Source organism: Blastocatellia bacterium, from assembly GCA_016713405.1.
GTDB lineage: Bacteria > Acidobacteriota > Blastocatellia > Chloracidobacteriales > JADJPF01 > JADJPF01.
In genome coordinates, this window is the sequence record JADJPF010000020.1 from 148,483 (window position 1) to 165,648 (window position 17,166).

The following is a 17,166-nucleotide window of genomic DNA, read 5'->3' on the forward strand; positions in this document are numbered from 1 at the left end:
AACAAAAATAGAAGTTATTGAGTTATTTAATAAAGTGAGATGAAATTACTAGCATTTGCCCAACAAATAAGCTTATTTCTTCCCAAAGTTAAGACTTCTGTATGGATTTATGGGGAAAACTTTGATGATTTTGAAACTTTCCGAAAAGCTATTAGTGCCTTTCAAAACTATTTTCCTAAACAACATTGGGTTTTTACTTGCCCAGATTTAAGTAGTATTGCTTCCTTAAAAAGTCGTTATATTGATGATTTTATTTTTCTCACACCTTTAAGTATTGTTTTTTCAAGATTTTTCCAATCAACTAACCCAAGTGCATTAATAATTCTAAGATCTTATAAAGGGTTAAGTGAAAAAATAGTATTCTTTTTATTAAAAAATAATATTCCAATAATTTGGTTAAATATTGATAGAAAAACACTCTTAGAAATAACAAAATTATTTTCTAATAATGTTCTATCAAGTAAAGCCTGTTTATTTGTTAGTAAAGATAGTGAAATTGTAGAACAACTTAATAATAGAGGATTTAGCAAACAAACTATTTTAATAAATGATAATTTCTGGGATGAGATTTCTAAAAAAAATCAATTTGATTTATTAGAACAGCATTTATTTAATATAAATCAATTAGATAAAACAAGTGTGTTAATTCCAACATTTCGTGACAAAATAGGACAAAGTTACTTTTGGAAAAAAATAGCAAAGTATTTTTCTAAACATAGAATAGATACTTTAGAAGAGTTAAAACAAAAATTAGGTTATCCAGAAACAATTTTATGCTTAGGTAATGGCCCATCATCAGAGGATCCATTACTTTTTAATCTAAAATATGATGTTTTGTTTCGAGTAAATTTTATTTGGCAAGAGCGTAAGCTTTTTGATAATCCTGATGTTGTTTTTGTAGGTAGCCCAAAGACTTTTCAAAAAGTTAAAGGTTGCATCTATAGTATATCTACTATTAGAAAAGAAGAAGGAATGTTGCTACGTCGCCTTTGGACAGAGGGGCTAAGCCCAATGAGCTTTTTTACTATCGAAAGATTATTAGGTTTTTGTAATGATATAGAACATAATGATAAATTAAGCACAGGTATATTGATGTTGATGGTAGCTGTAGCTTTACAGCCTAAACGCTTAGTTATAGCTGGGATGGATTTATACCAGCATTCAGAAGGACGCTATCCCGGAGATTTACATTCAAATAACAAATATGCTCCTAACCATAATGTAGATTCTGAGTTAGAAGCTATTAGCCAAATCTTAAGTCAATATGACAAAGAATTAATGATTATTGGAGATATTTTATGGAAATCTTTAGTAGAATTAGGGATTAATTGTAGATAAACTTTTTTGTAACTTATGGAAACTATACAAGTTTATGTTGGTGCAACTGAAAAAGAGTTAATACCATTTAAGATATTAGAGTATTCTATTGTCAAAAATACAAAATCTATAGTTAATGTATTTCCTTTGTATCAAAGTAATATTAAAATACCTATTGCTAAAGATCCTAAAAATCAACCGTTTACAGCATTTTCTTTTCAGCGGTTTTTAATTCCTGAGATACAAAAATTTTCTGGTAAAGCTATTTATTTAGATTCAGATATGATTGTATTTCAAGATATCAAAAAGCTTTGGGAAATAGTTTTTGAGGGAGCAGAGCTTTTAAGTTTAAAGCAATTTAAGGCAACTTTAGCACAGCATAGTGTTTTGTTAATAGATTGTGAAAAACTTAAGTGGGATATAAAAGAAATAATCAAACAACTTGATCAAAATATATTTAGTTATAGAGAGTTAATGCAAGATTTAATTATTGCTAAAAATAAAGCCTACACTATTCCAGAAGAGTGGAATTCATTAGAAAACTTTGAAAAAGAAAAAACAGCTTTGCTTCATTTTACTAAAATTCATACTCAGCCCTGGCTTTCAACAAAAAATCCACTAAGCTATCTTTGGTTTCAACTTTTATTTGAGGCTATAGACAAAAATATTGTTTCTTTAGACCTTATTAAAGAACATATTAAAGCAGGATTTATTAGACCTTCTTTAGTTTGGCAGATTGAAAATAGGGTAGAAGATAGTCAAAAAATACCTTCAAAAATTATTCAAAAACTAGATAATAAATTCGTTAACCCGCTTATAAAAAAGCTTCCAATTTTAACAAGAGCAAAACTATTTTTGATAAATAATTGGGAAAACATAACTTTAAGGTAAATTTATGTCACTACTATCAAAACTTACACCTGACCAAGTTATTGAAAAACCTTTTCCACATATAGTAGTGGAAAATATCTTGGAACCTGCATTTTGTGAACAACTTATAAAAGAATTTCCTAAACTTAATAAATTTACTAAAGGTAAAAAATACAATGATAACCACAAAATTTATTTACCAGCTTATAGAGCTATCAATGATTCTACTTTGTCCGACTCTTGGAGAAAATTCACTATAGAACATTGTGAGGATGCGATTTGGAAAGATGCTCTTAGATTATTTAGACCTTATATACTTAAAGAATATCCAGATTTTGAACAAAGGTTTGCTTTGCTAGATGAACTAGAAACAGCACTTAGAGACAAAAGTACAAATTCAAATATTGCAAAAAATCAAGTCTTGTTAGACTCAAAAATATTAATACATACTCCTATTTTTAATCAAACTTGTGTACAACGACAGCCACACCTTAAGATATTAAAAACACTTTTTCTTTCGTATTTATCCTTAAAACCAGATGAGGATAAATCCGAAGGTGCAGAACATATTTTTTATTCATTAAAGCCAGGAAAAGAGTTGATTTTAGGCGATCATCAAGTTGTAGATATTGAACTGTTAAACATAGAAAAAGTTATTCCTTACAAAAAAAATACATTTGTTATATTTATGAATACACCAAATGCAATTCAAGGTGTTGCTGCACGTTCACCAAGTCCTATACCTTATATGGCGCATCATTTTACTATGCACGTAAAAGAAGCTTTATTTACCTGTAAACTTAAGCCAGGCGTGATGGCTTCAGAAATAGAAAACTTAATGCCTTGGTATAAAAAATATCCTAGAACAATAAAAAGAATGATTAATAATATGATCAGATAAATAATTTTTAATAGTAAATTATGAAAAAAGAAATTATTTGGAAAACACTTATAAATATTAGTAAAACACCATTACTAATAAAGGTTTTCCAGACAAAACCAATATTAAAAGCAACATTTTATCTTAAAATAAAACGAGCATTAAATAAGCCTCTTCCACCAGTACTTGTTTATCAAATGGGCAAGGTTGCGTCTTCCACCATTTACCAAGCATTAGTTAAAGATGAAGGTTTTATCACTTTTCATATTCATAGATTAAATCCAGTAAATATTATTAAACATCGACAAGATAGAATAGAAAAAGGTTGGCAAACTCCTGAAAAAATACACGAAATATTGTCACCTTTTGTTTATAATAATATAATAGAAAGTAAAATACCTGTAAAAATTATAACTCTTGTACGTGACCCTATTAGCAGAAATATTTCTGATTATTTTCAAGTGCTAGATCAAATTTGGGGTATAAAAGATGCCTACTCAAAATTATCATTAGAAGAGCTTACCCAAGGCTTTTTTGAAAAACATCTAGATTATGTTCCTTTGACCTGGTTTGATCTAGAATTTAAAGAAGTTCTAGGCGTGGATGTCTATCAATATAACTTTCCACAAGATAAAGGTTACTTACAAATTAAGTCAGGTTGTTATGATATTTTAATAATGAAACATAATCTAAATGATCAAATTAAGCAAGAAATCTTAAGAACATTTTTAGATAAAAGCTTTTCTTTGGTATCTAAAAATGTTGCTGATGAAAAAGGCTATGCTGATATTTACCGTAAGTTTTTGGCTACAGTTAAACTACCAGCAAGTTATATAAACAAAATGTTAGACTCAAAATATACTCAACATTTTTATAGCAGCAAAGAAATCAAAAAGTTAAAAGAAAAATGGCTAAAAAACTCTTAACAAAATAAATCTATGGACTCCATTATTAAGAATGTAACTAAATCACAAATCGTAGAAGAACCTTTTCCACACTTGGTTTTACAAAATGCTTTAGCAGAAGAGTTGTATAAAAAATTAGCTTTAAGCTATCCATCCTTAGAAATAATTACTAAAATAAAAACTCCTGAAAGTAATAAACGCTTTAATTTATCAACATCACATGCCCTTAATTCACTTACAATTAGCTCTTTGTGGGGAGATTTTTTAAAGACTCATACTTCACAGGATTTTTTTGACAAGTTTTTAGACTTATTTAAAGAACATATCTTAAAAATCTATCCACATTTTGAAAATAAAGTAGGAAAATTAGATAAACTAACTACAGGCATAAGAGGAATAAATACATTTTCCCAAGCAAAAGTCTTGCTAGATGCTCAATTTGCTATCAATACACCTGTTTTTGGAAAGCCAACTTCTATAAGAGGCACTCATTTAGATAGACCAAATAAGCTTTTTACAGGTCTTTATTATTTCCGACATCCCGAAGATAGTTCTAAAGGTGGAGATCTTGAGGTTTGTAGATTAAAAAAACAAGATTTAATCCTGCATGAAAAAGAAATGGATAGCCAATATTTTGAAGTAATAAAAACTATTAAATATCAGCCAAATACTTTAGTATTATTTCTTAATACAGTTAATTCTTTTCATGGTGTTACAGTACGTGAGGTGACAACTTTTCCCAGGCTTTTTATAAATTTGCTTGGCGAAGTTCAAGATCCTTTGTTTAGTTTAGGTAAAGAGCAAATTAGTTTACAAAAAAAAATACAAAGGTTTTTTGTAAAGAAAGTTAAAAGATTAGTTTATGGATAAAAATAGCCTAATAAATTATGAAAAGTTAGCAGAATTTGATAAAAAAATGTTTTATGAAAAAGAAACGTTTCCCTTTGCTTCCTTTTATGAACTGCTAACACCTACAAGCTTTCAGCAGTTAGTAAGTGATTTTCCTAGTATAGAAAAATTTAAGAAAAATGAAAATCTTACAAGAAAATACAATCAACGGCCCCATAATAGATATTACTTAAGCTATAAGAAATCTATAGAAAAGGGTGATAATTTAGGCTTTATAAAACATGAAGAGTTATCAAAAAGTTGGCAACAGTTTATTAATGAGTTAGAAAGCATAAAATATCAACAATTTATAAAACGGCTTTTGGGAGTTTCTCCTTTTGACTTGAAGTATGTTTTGCATATTGGAATAAATGGTTCTGAAGTTTCACCACACTGTGATGTAGAAGATAAACTTGGAACACACCTTTTTTATTTTAATACTAGACAGGATTGGCAAGAAGAATGGGGAGGTGCAACTGTAATTTTAGGTCAAAAACAAATTTCTGCCCTAAATCCAGATTTTAGCGACTTTAAGACAAAAACTCCTGTTCCATTTTTAGATAACTATAGTTTTCTTTTTAAGAACGTCCCACAATCCTGGCATGGCGTAGAGCGTCTTAACTGTCCTGAAGGAAAACACCGTAGAATTTTTTCTGTTATTTTTGAGACACCTACTAGCGTCTCAAAAACTATTAAAAATAAACTTGAATGGTTATTAAAGAGTTTTTAAGCAAAAGCTTTAAAATGATAATGGGTTATACTTAAGTCTATAAGCCTATGTATAACCCAACTTTGTAAGAATGCTTACTTTGGTAAAGTTCTAGAAATTAAGTCTATGGCTTTTTGTTCGCCTTCACTAACTTTGCTTCCTACACCTAAAAAACTACCTGAAGCGTTAGCTATTTGATTACAATAGATTAATATATTTTCTCTTCGGGCAGACTTTTCTGTTTCTGGAAGTTTTTCAAAAACTTTAGCTAATAATTCTAAGTTTGTTTGGAAAAAACTGTCTGAAGGACTTTCTATTAGCCACTTATCTATTTGTTTTTGTACAGCACTGTCTGACTTTATTCCCTTAAATTCTAATGCCTTTAATAGCTCTTCTTTCTCTCTACTACTAATGCTACCATCACCCCAAGCGACTTTAACTAATGGCAATAGTTCGACTAATTTTACTGTTTCTGCTGTATATTCCTGCTTTTGCAGAGCTACTAATAGCTCATCATCACTAATACCAATAATTCGTCCCATTTCTTCACGTTGTTTTTTTAATTCTTCTTCTCTACGAAGCCTATCACGTGTTTCTTCTTCTTGTTTACGAATATATTGTTCTTCACTAAGATTTCTGTAATCTTCTGTTATATCTTTGTTTGACATTGCAACTCCTTAAAATTTTTTTAGAAAATAGTAATAAACTTTAATTTACTGCTTAGGTAAAACAAAATCATCTGAAAGCACTTTTATCATATCTTCATGGATTAATTTGTTAGTAGCAAGCACCTCTAAAGTACGTGTTTTAGGCGGGTATAACTCAAAATCGCTTCCATCAAATCTAGTTATTTTTCCACCTGCTTCAGCAATTATTAGTATTCCCGCAGCAGCATCCCAGGGGCCTAGGTGCATTTCCCAGAAACCATCAAAACGACCAGCAGCAGTATAGCAAAGATCCAATGCAGCAGAACCATCCCGACGCACTGCACGAGCAGTTAAAGCAAACCGCGAAAAATAATTTAAGTTATTATTAGAATTAGTTTTAATATCATAGGGAAAGCCTGTTACTAAAAGAGCATCTTTTAATAGGGCGGTTTCAGATACATGAATTGCTCGATTATTAAGTGTTGCTCCTAGTCCTTTTTCAGCAACAAAAAGTTCATCTCGAGTTGGATCATAAACTACACCTAAAACTAATTTTCCTGCATATTCTAGCGCGATTGATACACAAAAAATTGGATAACCATGTGCATAATTAGTTGTTCCATCTAGTGGGTCAACTATCCAACGATAATCCGAATTAGAAGCCGTAAATCCACCTTCTTCCGCTAGAATTTGATGTTTAGGATAATGAGAACCTACTTGTTCCTTAATATATTTTTCCGAAAGTAAGTCTACTTCTGTAACTAAGTCTATTTGCCCTTTATGACTAATTGTAATTTTACGTCCAAAGTAGTCTCTTAAGATTTTACCTGCTTCAATAGCAGTTGAGATAGCAAAATTTCGCATCCAATTTTTACCTTATTAGTTAGTTTATATCAGAAACAATTGTTACTTTCCCTTCAGTCAAACTATAAATACCACCAGCAATTTTTAACTTATTATCATTTACTAAGTTAGTTAATATCTCACTACGTTTAGGCAAATTCTCTACAATTAATTTAACATTTTCCTCAGCAGTTTTATTTACTAAATCAGACCCTAGAGTTTTTGCTTTTGCTAGAGCAGGTTTAATTTCATTAACAATAAATTGTTTATTTCCAGTAGCAGGCTCTTCTTTAGTTGCAGTTAAAACAGCATCACAATTTTCATGACCTACAACCATAATTAAAGATGTGCCTAGTTTTTCTGCTGCATATTCCATACTTCCAACAACAACAGATTTGTCTAGGACATTTCCATCTGTACGAATAACAAAAAGATCTCCTACAGATTGATCAAAAAATAACTCTGGAATAACTCTAGAGTCAGAACAAGTTAAAATAATTGTATGAGGATTTTGCCCTTTTGCTAGTTCAGCCAATTTAGCTTTAGTTAAATCTCGTGGAGCAAAATTACCATTAATATAGCGATCATTACCTTGCAAGAGTTTATCTAGTGCTGATTTAGCGTCTGTATCAGGAAGATTGTTTGTTTCAGTAGTGGGATTGGGGTTAGTTTGATTATTATTTGGCTGATTTGTAGGAGCGTTATTAGTATTACCTTTTTTGCAACCTGCTAAAAATAAAACACTAATAGACACTATAAGAATTAATAAATATATTCGATGTTTTGTTGATGTAAAATTAATAATATTTAATTTTGGCACAGCTATATTTCCCCCAAATAATTGATAATGGAAAGATTATAATTGTCATTGTGACCATTCTATGGCTAGTTGCAAGCTTTTGTAAAGGTTAGCAGATAGACTTAAACTCTGTCCCAATGTTCACGAATGTAATCAAGGTCTGTTTGTTCACTTAAATAGTATTCTAAATAACCACAACTTATACAAATATATCGAAGAACCATCGAAGCATCTTTACTTATCACTCCATCTTTTAGTGTAACTCTGTCACTAGATTTTGGACTAGCATCTTTACAGTAAATTTCTTTTCCTGAACATTTTACACATATACCATTTTTCATTTAACTACCTTCTTAATAAAAAATACTAGGTTGGTTATAGCAGCAAATTTGTTTTTTAAGGTGTAAGAGCATCCTACAACAATTTGTCTATCAACTAAAAGCAGAAAGTTGCTAAAGTAGGTTTTGTGAGCTTGACAACAATAAAAAAAGCGGCTAATTTGTCGTTTTGTCTTTAATCGAAAATAAACTAAATTGTGGTGCTAAAACATGTTTGATGCCCTTTCTGATAAAATCAAGAAGGTCTTAAAAAATCTACGCGGCCAAGATCAACTCACAGTTGAACATATTGATATAGCAATGCGTGAAATCCGCATAGCTCTATTAGAAGCAGACGTAAATTTTAAGGTAGTAAAACAATTTGTTGAAACAGTGAAGGAAAAAGCCATTGGACAAAAGGTTTTAGAGTCTCTTTCACCTGAACAACAAGTAGTTAAAATTGTCTATGACGAATTAGTAGAAATTCTAGGTGGTAGTAGTTCCCGCTTAGTCTTTACCCAAAGAAGTCCCAATGTAGTAATGATTGTTGGCTTACAAGGTTCTGGTAAGACTACCTCTACTGGTAAGTTAGCTAAATTCTTAGCTAAAAACCAAGGTCGTCATCCGTTGTTAGTTTCTGTAGACGTTTATCGTCCTGCTGCACGCGATCAACTATCTGTAATTGCTCGTGATATTGGGCAGCCAGTTTTTGAAGCTCCTGAATTAAATGATCCTTTAGAAATATGCCGTGCAGCTTATAAACATGCCCAACAAATGGGGTATGATACCTTAATGGTAGATACTGCTGGAAGACTCCATATTGATGATCAACTAATGGAAGAGCTTAGTTCAATAAAACGCGAACTAGTGCCAGTAGAAATCTTGTTTGTTGCTGATGCAATGACAGGTCAAGATGCTGTAAAAAGTGCTACTGAGTTTCATAACCGTATAGGCACTACTGGCGTAATTCTTACCAAGATGGATGGTGATGCCAGAGGCGGTGCGGCTCTTTCAATTAAAGTAGTTACAGGTCAACCAGTTAAGTTTGTTGGTATTGGGGAAAAATATGATGCTTTAGATGCTTTCTTCCCTGATCGTGTAGCACAAAGAATCCTTGGAATGGGTGATGTGCTAACTTTAATTGAAAAAGTCCAACAAGAAGTTGACGAAGAAGAAGCAATGGCACTCCAGCAAAAAATGATGGAAGATCGTTTTACGCTGGAAGATTACCGAATGCAGCTAAAACAAATGGAAAAATTAGGCTCGGTAGATAAACTACTCAAGATGCTTCCTGAAGGCATGATGCGTAGTTTAATGGGGTTTGTTCCTAAAATTAGCACTGAGCAAGCAGAACAAATGCAGCGTAAGCTAAAAATGACCGAAGCTATTATTAATTCCATGACAATAAAAGAACGCGGAAATCATCATATAATTGATGTTTCTCGTCGTCGTCGAATTGCTAAAGGTAGCGGAACATCAATTAAGCAAGTTAATGATTTAATTGATGAATATATCCAAATGCGTAAGATTATGCGTTCAATGACTCGCGGAGGCTTACTAGGTGGATTTGGTGGTAAATTATTAGGTGGCGGCGGAATACTAGGCGGCGGTCGTACTGGTGGAAGCGCGCGTAAGAAAAAGAAAAAACGTTAATTAATTTATTTTATATAATTAATTTTTAACCTTTAGGAGGTTGATCTTGTTAGCAATTAGATTATCCAGAAAGGGAGCAAAAAAACATCCCTTCTATCGCATCATCGTAACAGAAAAAGAAAGCAAGCGAGATGGTCGCTTTTTAGAAATAGTTGGTTATTATAATCCTTGTAGAGAACCTAACCAACTACACTTAAAACAAGATAGAGTTAGTTATTGGCTAAAAAATGGTGCGCAGCCTACTGATACAGTAAGCCAATTACTAAAAAAATATCAGCCTGCGCCAGAAAAAGCTTAAAATAAGGAAATTTATTGAGCTTTATTAAATTAGGTAGTAGCCAAGAACTAGTGGCAAGTGTTAGCATACATTCATCAATAGCAAATTTTAATAAATTTTAAGCTTTTGCTAACGAGGATTTTTTCGGCTAGTGTTTTGTACTTTTCTTAGTAACTTAATCAAGACCAGGGATTGAAAGTAAACTATTCTTTAGTGAAGGAGGCGGCGTAATCCCTAACTTACTTAAGTTAGGCTGTTTGTGCCAATAATTGACATGAAAGAACTCATTGAGATAATAGGAAAAGCTTTAGTTGATTATCCAGAGCAAGTAGAAGTCAAAGAGGTTGAAGGTGAAGCTACCACTGTCCTAGAACTCAGAGTAGCACAAGCCGACCTAGGTAAAGTCATAGGTAAACAAGGACGTACTGCCCGGGCAATCCGTACAATTCTAGGAGCTTCTGGAATGAAACTAAGAAAGCGTTTTGTTTTGGAGATCTTAGAGTAGTGCGATCATCGCGTGCTAATATAAAAACTCAGGAAAAGGCAAAGCCCGCAAAAACTTTGCCTTCTGATGTTTCTTTACCCCAACCATCTATAAACCCTTCTGAGCTAATTACTATTGCTCGAATTATTCGCCCTCAAGGAATTAAGGGCGAAGTTATTGCTACTATTGAAACAGATTTTCCAGAACGCTTTGAAGATTTATCAAGTGTCTTTCTAGTATTTCCTGATAATCAAATTAAAGAACTGGAATTAATAGACTTCTGGTTCCATAAAGACCGTATTGTTTTTGCCTTTGAATCTATAAATTCACGTAATGAAGCAGAGCTTTTAAGGAATGTAACTGTAAAAGTTCCTGTCTCTGAAATAGTAGACCTACCTGAAGATCATTATTATGAATTCGACCTTATTGGTTGCCAAGTAATAACAAATAATGGGCAAGTTTTGGGTCAAGTAAAAAGCCTTTTACAAACAGGTGCAGCCCCTCTTTTAGTAGTAAATGGGGCAAAAGAATATCTTATTCCTCTAGCTGAAGATATTTGCACTGAAATAAATACAGAAGAAAAGAAAATTATAGTAAATCCTCCTGAAGGGTTGTTAGATTTATAAATAGACAAACCCTAAAGGACTTGTCTATTGTCAATTGCCGCTATGCGGCAATAAAAGGTTAAAAACTTGTTTTTTAAGCCCCTGGCTTTTGCTAATAGACCAGTCTTTTACGGCTGGTCTTAAAGTTTTATCTTATTAATTTCTTATGCAGATCGACATTATTACTATCTTTCCTGAAATCTTTCAAAGCCCCTTTGAACATGGAATAATTCGCCGCGCCCAACTGCAAAATTTAATAAAGATTAATATTCATAATTTAAGAGATTTTACTTATGATCGGCATCATGTTGTAGATGATCGTCCTTTTGGCGGTGGTGAAGGTATGGTCTTAAAGCCTGAACCTATGTTTAGAGCTATTGAATACTTAACCCATAATGTTAATAACCATTCTGTTACTTTACTTACTCCTCAAGGAAAAACTTTTAACCAAGAATTAGCTGAAAGATTAAGTAAATTAGATAGGTTAATTTTAATTTGTGGACGCTATGAAGGTGTAGACGAGCGAGTTAATGAGTCTTTAGTTACAGATGAAATTTCTATTGGGGATTATGTGCTTTCAGGAGGCGAATTTGCAGCATTAATTGTTGTTGATGCCCTTGTTCGACTGATTCCTAATGCTTTAGGCTGTGCAGACTCAACAGCAAATGAATCTTTTAGTAGTGGGTTGCTAGACTCGCCTGTTTATACTCGTCCGGCAATATATAGAAATAAGACAGTTCCAGCAATTTTACAAAATGGTAATCATAAAGAAATTGCTCGTTGGCGACGACGTAAAGCATTAGAAAAAACTTGGCTAGTTCGTCCAGATTTGCTAGAAAAAGCAAATTTAAGCAAAGAAGACTTAAAGATTTTACAGGAAATAAAAAGTAAATTTCCTAAATAAATTAGTAGGTTTAGCATGAAGTTTGCCAACCCCAATTTACTTTGGCTTTTACTAGCAAATTTGCTAATCCTTTATCTTTGGTATCGCCAGCTTAAAAAGCCAAAGACAATAAAATTCTCCAGTCTAACAAACTTAAAAGTAGCTAATCTTAAACCAAGTCTGCGTCAACGTTTAAGACACCTTCCTGTTATTTTACGAGTAATTGCTTTTTCCTGTCTAATAATTGCATTAGCTAGACCTCAGTCTTTATCAAGAGTTGAGCAAATTAAAACAGAGCTTGCAGATATTATTGTTACTGTAGATACTTCGCTTAGTATGGGAGCTTTAGATTTTCAAACTGCTAATAGGCTTTCTGTTGCTAAAGAAATAATTTCTGAATTTATAGATAGACGCGAGTCTGACCGCCTAGGTCTTATTAGTTTTGCTGCTTATAGCCAACTGCGCTGTCCTTTAACTTTAGATTATGAGCTATTAAAAACTTTACTTAAAAACGTTGATTTAGTTGATAGAACTGATATTGAAGGAAATGGTACAGCAATAGGTATTGCTATTGCTAGTAGTGTCAATCATTTACGTCATTCTGACGCTAAAAGTCGTGTAGTTATTTTGCTAACAGATGGTGACAATAATGTTACTACTATTGAGCCACGAACTGCCGCAGAAATAGCCCAAGTATTAGGAATAAAAATTTATACTATTGGTATTGGTACAAGTGGAATGGTAAAAATGCCAAGCTTAAATATTGGTGATCCACCTGGTACATATACCTTACAACCTTCTACTTTTAATGAGAATGTTTTACGAGAGATTGCTAACTCTACAGGTGGCAAATATTATCGCGCTACCAATCGTCAAGCATTAGAGGATATTTTTCAAGAAATAGATAAGCTAGAGCGGACTGCTGTAGATGTAAAACGCTATGAGCATTATAGCGAAGATTTTTTTTATTGGTTGATTATGTCTATTTGTGTTTTAATCTTGGAAATAAGTTTACAACATAGCTATCTACGTGTCTTACCTTAATTTAATTAATTATGATCACTACTAGTTACTTAGATCTTAGTACTAATAAAGTAATTAATAATATTTCTATAGATAACATCAATAAATTAAAAACTAAGAAAGAAAATATTATTTGGACAGATGTAACTGATCCAACAAATGAAGATTTTTTATCTTTAGCTAAAGAATTTGGTTTTCATCCACTTTCAATTGAAGATTGTATTAAAGGACATCAGCGGCCTAAAATTGAGGAATACACTGGTTATTATTTTATGGTGGTGTATGAAGCTGATTTTGTAGATGACAATACGCATTTAGAATTAAAAGAAATAGGAATCTTTTTGGGAGCAAATTTTCTTGTTACTGTCCGTCGTCAACCAATTAATGCAATAACTCTAGTCAACCGTCTTTGGCCGGAATGGGCAAGCCGTAGTGTAGTAGGCACAGGAACTTTAGCTTATTTGCTTATTGATGCTGTAGTTGATAACTATATGATTATTTTAGACAGTATTAGCGATTTAATTGACGATTTAGAGGACAAATTATTTACAGATTTTCAGCCTAATTTAATAGAAGAAATTTTTCGAGTTAAAAAAAATCTTCTTTACCTACGCCGCTTTATTTCGCCTCTTAGAGATGTCTTAAATGTGATGTTAAGACGTGAACAACCTATTTTTTCTACAGAAACTTATGTTTATTTTCAAGATGTTTTTGACCATGCTATTAGAGTTGCAGATAACATTGACTCGTTACGAGATATCTTAAGCTCTATTATGGACGTTTATTTATCACTTTCAGGTAATCGAATGAACATAATAATGAAACGGTTAACCTCAATCTCTACAATTTTAATGTCTGTAACTTTAATAGCAGGTATTTATGGAATGAATTTTGATTTTATGCCTGAGCTAAAATGGCGTTATGGTTATACTTATGCTTTATCATCAATGGTAATAATTGGAATAGCTCTATATTTTTACTTAAGGAAGATTAAATGGCTTTAAGACGAGCAAAGAAGAAAATTAAGTCTCAAAAAGAGCTAGAAAACATTGTTAACAATACAAATAACGATAGCGAAGGGGTAATTAAAGTTGATACAGGTATGTTAAAATTACCTATTCAGCTAATGGAAGAAGAATCTGATGAAAGCCGACCCTTTTGGCAAATAGAGCCAGCCATTTTAGTTATTTTTATTTTAGCAATAGTATTTATAAGTTTTATTACAGTGCTAATTTCTCAAATGCCTGTGCCAAGTAAATAAATTGGTAGTGATAAAAAATAAGGTTGAACACCCGTTCAATGTCACTAGAATTTAAGGTTTAGGAATGGCTTATAACTAAAATAAATTATTCTTCAGTATTACTTTTTGCACACTATGTAATTATTTATGTAGAATTTACTAATCATTTAGCTACTAATGGAATACAGAATTACAAAAGAGTTGCAAAAAATTCTCCTTCTTTAAAAGTAGTAGAATAATTTAATATTGTTGTAATTTGCAAAATTACCTGGATTATAACTAACCCTAAAAGACGCAATTTTAAAAACTATGGATGAAAAAATAAAAAAAATACTATTTCGGGATAAAAAAGTAGAAGAAAATTTTGAAGCTTCTAAAAATTCTACAAATGAACAACAATTGATTATTCATAAAACTACTACTGCTCAAAGATGTGAGATTTGCCACCAATCAGATATGTTTAACATAGAAACAGGAGAATGTAGGCGTTGTGGCAACATTCCTGTAGCTAAAATTCAAACACAGCCAACAAATGAAATTCAACCAACAGGTTTAAGCACTAGGTTAGTTTTAATTACTACAACCATAATGTTTGTTGTAGGAAGCTTGATTTATAGTTTGTTAGTTGCAGGGCGGTTAGATCAAACAGCAGCTTTATTTATTGGATTGCCTGCTGTGTTAGCAATTTTAACTACTTTTATTCGTAAACAAAAAACTTTTACAGGCGCAATATTAAAAGGAATGACTTTTACATTACTATTAACCTGTATATTTTCTACGGTTGTGTTAGGTGATGGAGTAATTTGTATTGTTATGGCAATACCAGTTTTTTATGCTGTTGGCTCAGTAATAGGGGCAATATTAGATATTGTAACTAAAAATTCTAAGAACCGTTCAAAAGGCCCGCTACCAGCTTTAATTTTACTCCCTTTTTTAATAATGAGTTTAGAAGGAATTAATAGTAATCTCTCTTTTTCACGTGATGAAATTGTGGTTGTAGAAAAAATCATCCCAACAGATCAATTAACCGTAGCTAAATCCTTAAGCATGACACCTAAATTTAATAAGGAACTTCCTTTTTACTTAAAATTGCAATTTCCTCGTCCAGTAAGAACTAGCGGTAGCGGTTTAGCTTTTGGGGATCAAAGAATAATCCATTTTGCAGGAGGAGAAGGAAAACCAGGAGACTTAATATTAAGTGTAAAAGAATCACAAATTTATAATTCTATTGATACAGTAAGTTTTGTAAAATTTGGGGTAGTTTCAGATAAAAGTGCAATTGCTCATTGGCTTGCATGGCAAGAATCTACAATAGAATGGCAATCTATTGATTCAACTAATACAAAAGTACGTTGGACAATTAAATATCAACGTTTGCTAGATCCAGCCTGGTACTTTGGCCCTTGGGAGCGTTATGCTGTTGGGCTTTCAGCCGAATATCTAATTGATAACTTAACTAATCTTTAAGCTTATGTTTGATTTTAATGATATTTTGCTAATGAAATTATCTTAAAACGTAATTTATGTTTGCTACTACCTAGTTCTATTGCTTTGATCTTGCTAGCTCTAAAACGACCAAGTAAAAAAATACGTGTTGGAGCATTTTTAGCTAGTCTTTGGGTTTTAGCAAGTTTAGTCCCCTTTCAAGTATTAGTTAACTATTTTGATTGGTGGGATTTTGATGTCCAAAAAGGAACTTTATTTAGCATTCCTGTAGATTTGCTATTTGCCTGGATTTTGCTTTGGGGTGTTATACCTGTTTTTACCTCTCTAAATTTGCGCTTACCTATTTGGTTTATATTAATGCTAGTATTTGACTTATTGTTAATGCCTCTATGTTTTCCTTTGCTTAAACTTAATCAAAATTGGGTAATAGGCGAATTTTTAGCTTTATTTCTTTGTTTTGTGCCTGCTCAACTTCTTGCGCGTTGGACAATAGAAGAAAGACATTTGCCATCACGAGCTTTTTTACAAGTTATTTGCTTTAGTATTTTATTTCTTTTTGTTATACCACTAACTATTTTTGAGCAAATAGGCGGCGGATGGAAAGTACTTTTCTTGCGTCCAAAGTGGTTAAATAGCCGAACTTGCCAACTTTGAGCTATACCTATAGTTTTAGGTTTAAGTGCTGTACAAGAATTTCTAGAATCTGGTAAAGGAACCCCTTTCCCTTATGATGCTCCTAAAAAATTAGTGACAACTTCCCTTTATGCTTATGTTGCTAACCCTATGCAGCTATCCGTAACCTTAATATTTTTTGGTTATGGACTTATATTAAATCATTTTTGGTTATTTTTTGGTGGAGTGGTAGCTTTTTCTTATGGTGTAGGATTAGCACGTTGGGATGAAAATCAAGAGTTGGAAATTAGGTTTGGTCAAGAGTGGCTAAATTACCGTAAAGTAGTAAGACAATGGCTACCAAGTTGGCGACCCTGGCATGCTAGCTTAAATAACAAAAATATTTTTCCTGCAAGGCTTTATTATGATGAAGGTTGTAATCAATGTAGTGAGTTAGCACATTGGTTTGAGAAACGTAATCCAGTAGGTCTAATGTTGATCCCTGCACAAGACCACCCAAGCAAAGACTTAAAACGCCTAACCTATGATCCAATGAATGGTAATAGTGATAAATCAGGCGTTTGTGCTTTTGCCAAAGCTCTAGAGCATATAAACCTGGCTTGGGCATTAATAGGCTCTTTTATGCGCCTACCTTTCATTAGTCAATTTTTACAATTAGTTTCTGATCTAACAGATGGCGAACCTCGCCAAGTGTGTCGTAGGACTAAAACTTTATCCAATACAACAAATATAGACAATTAATAACTT

Annotated in this window: 21 protein-coding genes; 17 read left to right on the forward strand and 4 right to left on the reverse strand. The window is 32.3% G+C overall.

Annotation, left to right across the window (positions count from 1 at the left end; genetic code table 11):
* Positions 1-39: 39 nt before the first annotated feature.
* From IPK14_18945 to IPK14_18970, 6 genes are read left to right on the forward strand one after another with little or no spacing between them, the layout of a single operon-like run.
* Positions 40-1,338: a hypothetical protein gene (locus IPK14_18945; protein ID MBK7995374.1), complete on the forward strand. Its 1,299-nt coding sequence runs from the start codon at positions 40-42 to the stop codon at positions 1,336-1,338.
* A gap of 15 nt (positions 1,339-1,353) precedes the next feature.
* Entirely contained in the window at positions 1,354-2,208 is an 855-nt protein-coding gene (locus IPK14_18950) for a glycosyl transferase (protein ID MBK7995375.1), read from the forward strand.
* 4 nt (positions 2,209-2,212) lie between these two features.
* Positions 2,213-3,088 (forward strand): hypothetical protein, encoded by an 876-nt coding sequence (locus tag IPK14_18955; GenBank protein MBK7995376.1) that lies wholly within the window; start codon positions 2,213-2,215, stop codon positions 3,086-3,088.
* A gap of 20 nt (positions 3,089-3,108) precedes the next feature.
* On the forward strand, positions 3,109-3,993 hold the full coding sequence (locus IPK14_18960; protein ID MBK7995377.1) for a hypothetical protein: 885 nt from the start codon (positions 3,109-3,111) through the stop codon (positions 3,991-3,993).
* Positions 3,994-4,005: 12 nt separating this feature from the next.
* Positions 4,006-4,842 (forward strand): 2OG-Fe(II) oxygenase, encoded by an 837-nt coding sequence (locus tag IPK14_18965; protein ID MBK7995378.1) that lies wholly within the window; start codon positions 4,006-4,008, stop codon positions 4,840-4,842.
* On the forward strand, positions 4,835-5,590 hold the full coding sequence (locus IPK14_18970; protein ID MBK7995379.1) for a 2OG-Fe(II) oxygenase: 756 nt from the start codon (positions 4,835-4,837) through the stop codon (positions 5,588-5,590). Before IPK14_18965 ends, IPK14_18970 begins: the two co-directional genes overlap by 8 nt.
* A 74-nt stretch (positions 5,591-5,664) precedes the next feature.
* Here IPK14_18970 and IPK14_18975 read toward each other — a convergent pair whose 3' ends face one another.
* The 4 genes from IPK14_18975 to IPK14_18990 all read right to left on the reverse strand — a co-directional run bounded on the left by IPK14_18975 (position 5,665) and on the right by IPK14_18990 (position 8,199).
* On the reverse strand, positions 5,665-6,237 hold the full coding sequence (locus tag IPK14_18975; protein MBK7995380.1) for a TerB family tellurite resistance protein: 573 nt from the start codon (positions 6,235-6,237) through the stop codon (positions 5,665-5,667).
* Between the two features lie 45 nt (positions 6,238-6,282).
* On the reverse strand, positions 6,283-7,080 hold the full coding sequence (locus tag IPK14_18980) for an inositol monophosphatase (GenBank protein ID MBK7995381.1): 798 nt from the start codon (positions 7,078-7,080) through the stop codon (positions 6,283-6,285).
* Between the two features lie 19 nt (positions 7,081-7,099).
* On the reverse strand, positions 7,100-7,879 hold the full coding sequence (locus IPK14_18985; protein MBK7995382.1) for a carbonic anhydrase: 780 nt from the start codon (positions 7,877-7,879) through the stop codon (positions 7,100-7,102).
* 101 nt (positions 7,880-7,980) lie between these two features.
* A complete protein-coding gene (locus IPK14_18990; protein MBK7995383.1) occupies positions 7,981-8,199 on the reverse strand; it encodes a hypothetical protein in 219 nt (72 codons plus the stop codon).
* Positions 8,200-8,406: 207 nt separating this feature from the next.
* Between IPK14_18990 and ffh the strand changes: the two genes are divergently transcribed.
* From ffh to IPK14_19045, 11 genes are all read left to right on the forward strand, one after another.
* The gene (ffh, locus tag IPK14_18995) at positions 8,407-9,828 is read left to right on the forward strand and encodes a signal recognition particle protein (protein ID MBK7995384.1); all 1,422 of its coding nucleotides are present in this window, start codon (positions 8,407-8,409) and stop codon (positions 9,826-9,828) included.
* A gap of 43 nt (positions 9,829-9,871) precedes the next feature.
* Positions 9,872-10,126, forward strand: coding sequence for a 30S ribosomal protein S16 (gene rpsP, locus IPK14_19000; GenBank protein ID MBK7995385.1), 255 nt, complete (start codon positions 9,872-9,874; stop codon positions 10,124-10,126).
* A 253-nt stretch (positions 10,127-10,379) separates the two neighbouring features.
* A complete protein-coding gene (locus IPK14_19005; GenBank protein MBK7995386.1) occupies positions 10,380-10,610 on the forward strand; it encodes a KH domain-containing protein in 231 nt (76 codons plus the stop codon).
* The gene (rimM, locus tag IPK14_19010) at positions 10,610-11,215 is read left to right on the forward strand and encodes a 16S rRNA processing protein RimM (GenBank protein ID MBK7995387.1); all 606 of its coding nucleotides are present in this window, start codon (positions 10,610-10,612) and stop codon (positions 11,213-11,215) included. Before IPK14_19005 ends, rimM begins: the two co-directional genes overlap by 1 nt.
* A gap of 145 nt (positions 11,216-11,360) precedes the next feature.
* Positions 11,361-12,098: a tRNA (guanosine(37)-N1)-methyltransferase TrmD gene (gene trmD / locus IPK14_19015; GenBank protein MBK7995388.1), complete on the forward strand. Its 738-nt coding sequence runs from the start codon at positions 11,361-11,363 to the stop codon at positions 12,096-12,098.
* A 15-nt stretch (positions 12,099-12,113) separates the two neighbouring features.
* Positions 12,114-13,121 carry a VWA domain-containing protein gene (locus IPK14_19020; protein MBK7995389.1) on the forward strand — a complete coding sequence of 336 codons (1,008 nt, stop codon included), beginning with the start codon at positions 12,114-12,116 and terminating at the stop codon, positions 13,119-13,121.
* An 11-nt stretch (positions 13,122-13,132) separates the two neighbouring features.
* A complete protein-coding gene (gene corA / locus IPK14_19025; GenBank protein MBK7995390.1) occupies positions 13,133-14,104 on the forward strand; it encodes a magnesium/cobalt transporter CorA in 972 nt (323 codons plus the stop codon).
* A complete protein-coding gene (locus IPK14_19030) occupies positions 14,095-14,361 on the forward strand; it encodes a hypothetical protein (GenBank protein ID MBK7995391.1) in 267 nt (88 codons plus the stop codon). The genes corA and IPK14_19030 overlap by 10 nt, the downstream gene beginning before the upstream one ends.
* Positions 14,362-14,649: 288 nt before the next feature.
* Positions 14,650-15,807 (forward strand): hypothetical protein, encoded by a 1,158-nt coding sequence (locus IPK14_19035; GenBank protein MBK7995392.1) that lies wholly within the window; start codon positions 14,650-14,652, stop codon positions 15,805-15,807.
* A 60-nt stretch (positions 15,808-15,867) separates the two neighbouring features.
* Positions 15,868-16,440: a hypothetical protein gene (locus tag IPK14_19040; GenBank protein MBK7995393.1), complete on the forward strand. Its 573-nt coding sequence runs from the start codon at positions 15,868-15,870 to the stop codon at positions 16,438-16,440.
* Between the two features lie 93 nt (positions 16,441-16,533).
* Complete coding sequence (locus tag IPK14_19045) at positions 16,534-17,160, forward strand: DUF393 domain-containing protein (protein MBK7995394.1); 627 nt, start codon at positions 16,534-16,536, stop codon at positions 17,158-17,160.
* The last annotated feature ends 6 nt before the right edge of the window (positions 17,161-17,166 follow it).

Coding starts and splice junctions, on each gene's coding strand:
- IPK14_18945 (MBK7995374.1), top strand. CDS start 40: ATGAAATTACTAGCATTTGCCCAACAAATAAGCTTATTTCTTCCCAAA.
- IPK14_18950 (MBK7995375.1), top strand. CDS start 1,354: ATGGAAACTATACAAGTTTATGTTGGTGCAACTGAAAAAGAGTTAATA.
- IPK14_18955 (MBK7995376.1), top strand. CDS start 2,213: ATGTCACTACTATCAAAACTTACACCTGACCAAGTTATTGAAAAACCT.
- IPK14_18960 (MBK7995377.1), top strand. CDS start 3,109: ATGAAAAAAGAAATTATTTGGAAAACACTTATAAATATTAGTAAAACA.
- IPK14_18965 (MBK7995378.1), top strand. CDS start 4,006: ATGGACTCCATTATTAAGAATGTAACTAAATCACAAATCGTAGAAGAA.
- IPK14_18970 (MBK7995379.1), top strand. CDS start 4,835: ATGGATAAAAATAGCCTAATAAATTATGAAAAGTTAGCAGAATTTGAT.
- IPK14_18975 (MBK7995380.1), bottom strand. CDS start 6,237: ATGTCAAACAAAGATATAACAGAAGATTACAGAAATCTTAGTGAAGAA.
- IPK14_18980 (MBK7995381.1), bottom strand. CDS start 7,080: ATGCGAAATTTTGCTATCTCAACTGCTATTGAAGCAGGTAAAATCTTA.
- IPK14_18990 (MBK7995383.1), bottom strand. CDS start 8,199: ATGAAAAATGGTATATGTGTAAAATGTTCAGGAAAAGAAATTTACTGT.
- ffh (MBK7995384.1), top strand. CDS start 8,407: ATGTTTGATGCCCTTTCTGATAAAATCAAGAAGGTCTTAAAAAATCTA.
- IPK14_19005 (MBK7995386.1), top strand. CDS start 10,380: ATGAAAGAACTCATTGAGATAATAGGAAAAGCTTTAGTTGATTATCCA.
- trmD (MBK7995388.1), top strand. CDS start 11,361: ATGCAGATCGACATTATTACTATCTTTCCTGAAATCTTTCAAAGCCCC.
- IPK14_19020 (MBK7995389.1), top strand. CDS start 12,114: ATGAAGTTTGCCAACCCCAATTTACTTTGGCTTTTACTAGCAAATTTG.
- corA (MBK7995390.1), top strand. CDS start 13,133: ATGATCACTACTAGTTACTTAGATCTTAGTACTAATAAAGTAATTAAT.
- IPK14_19030 (MBK7995391.1), top strand. CDS start 14,095: ATGGCTTTAAGACGAGCAAAGAAGAAAATTAAGTCTCAAAAAGAGCTA.
- IPK14_19035 (MBK7995392.1), top strand. CDS start 14,650: ATGGATGAAAAAATAAAAAAAATACTATTTCGGGATAAAAAAGTAGAA.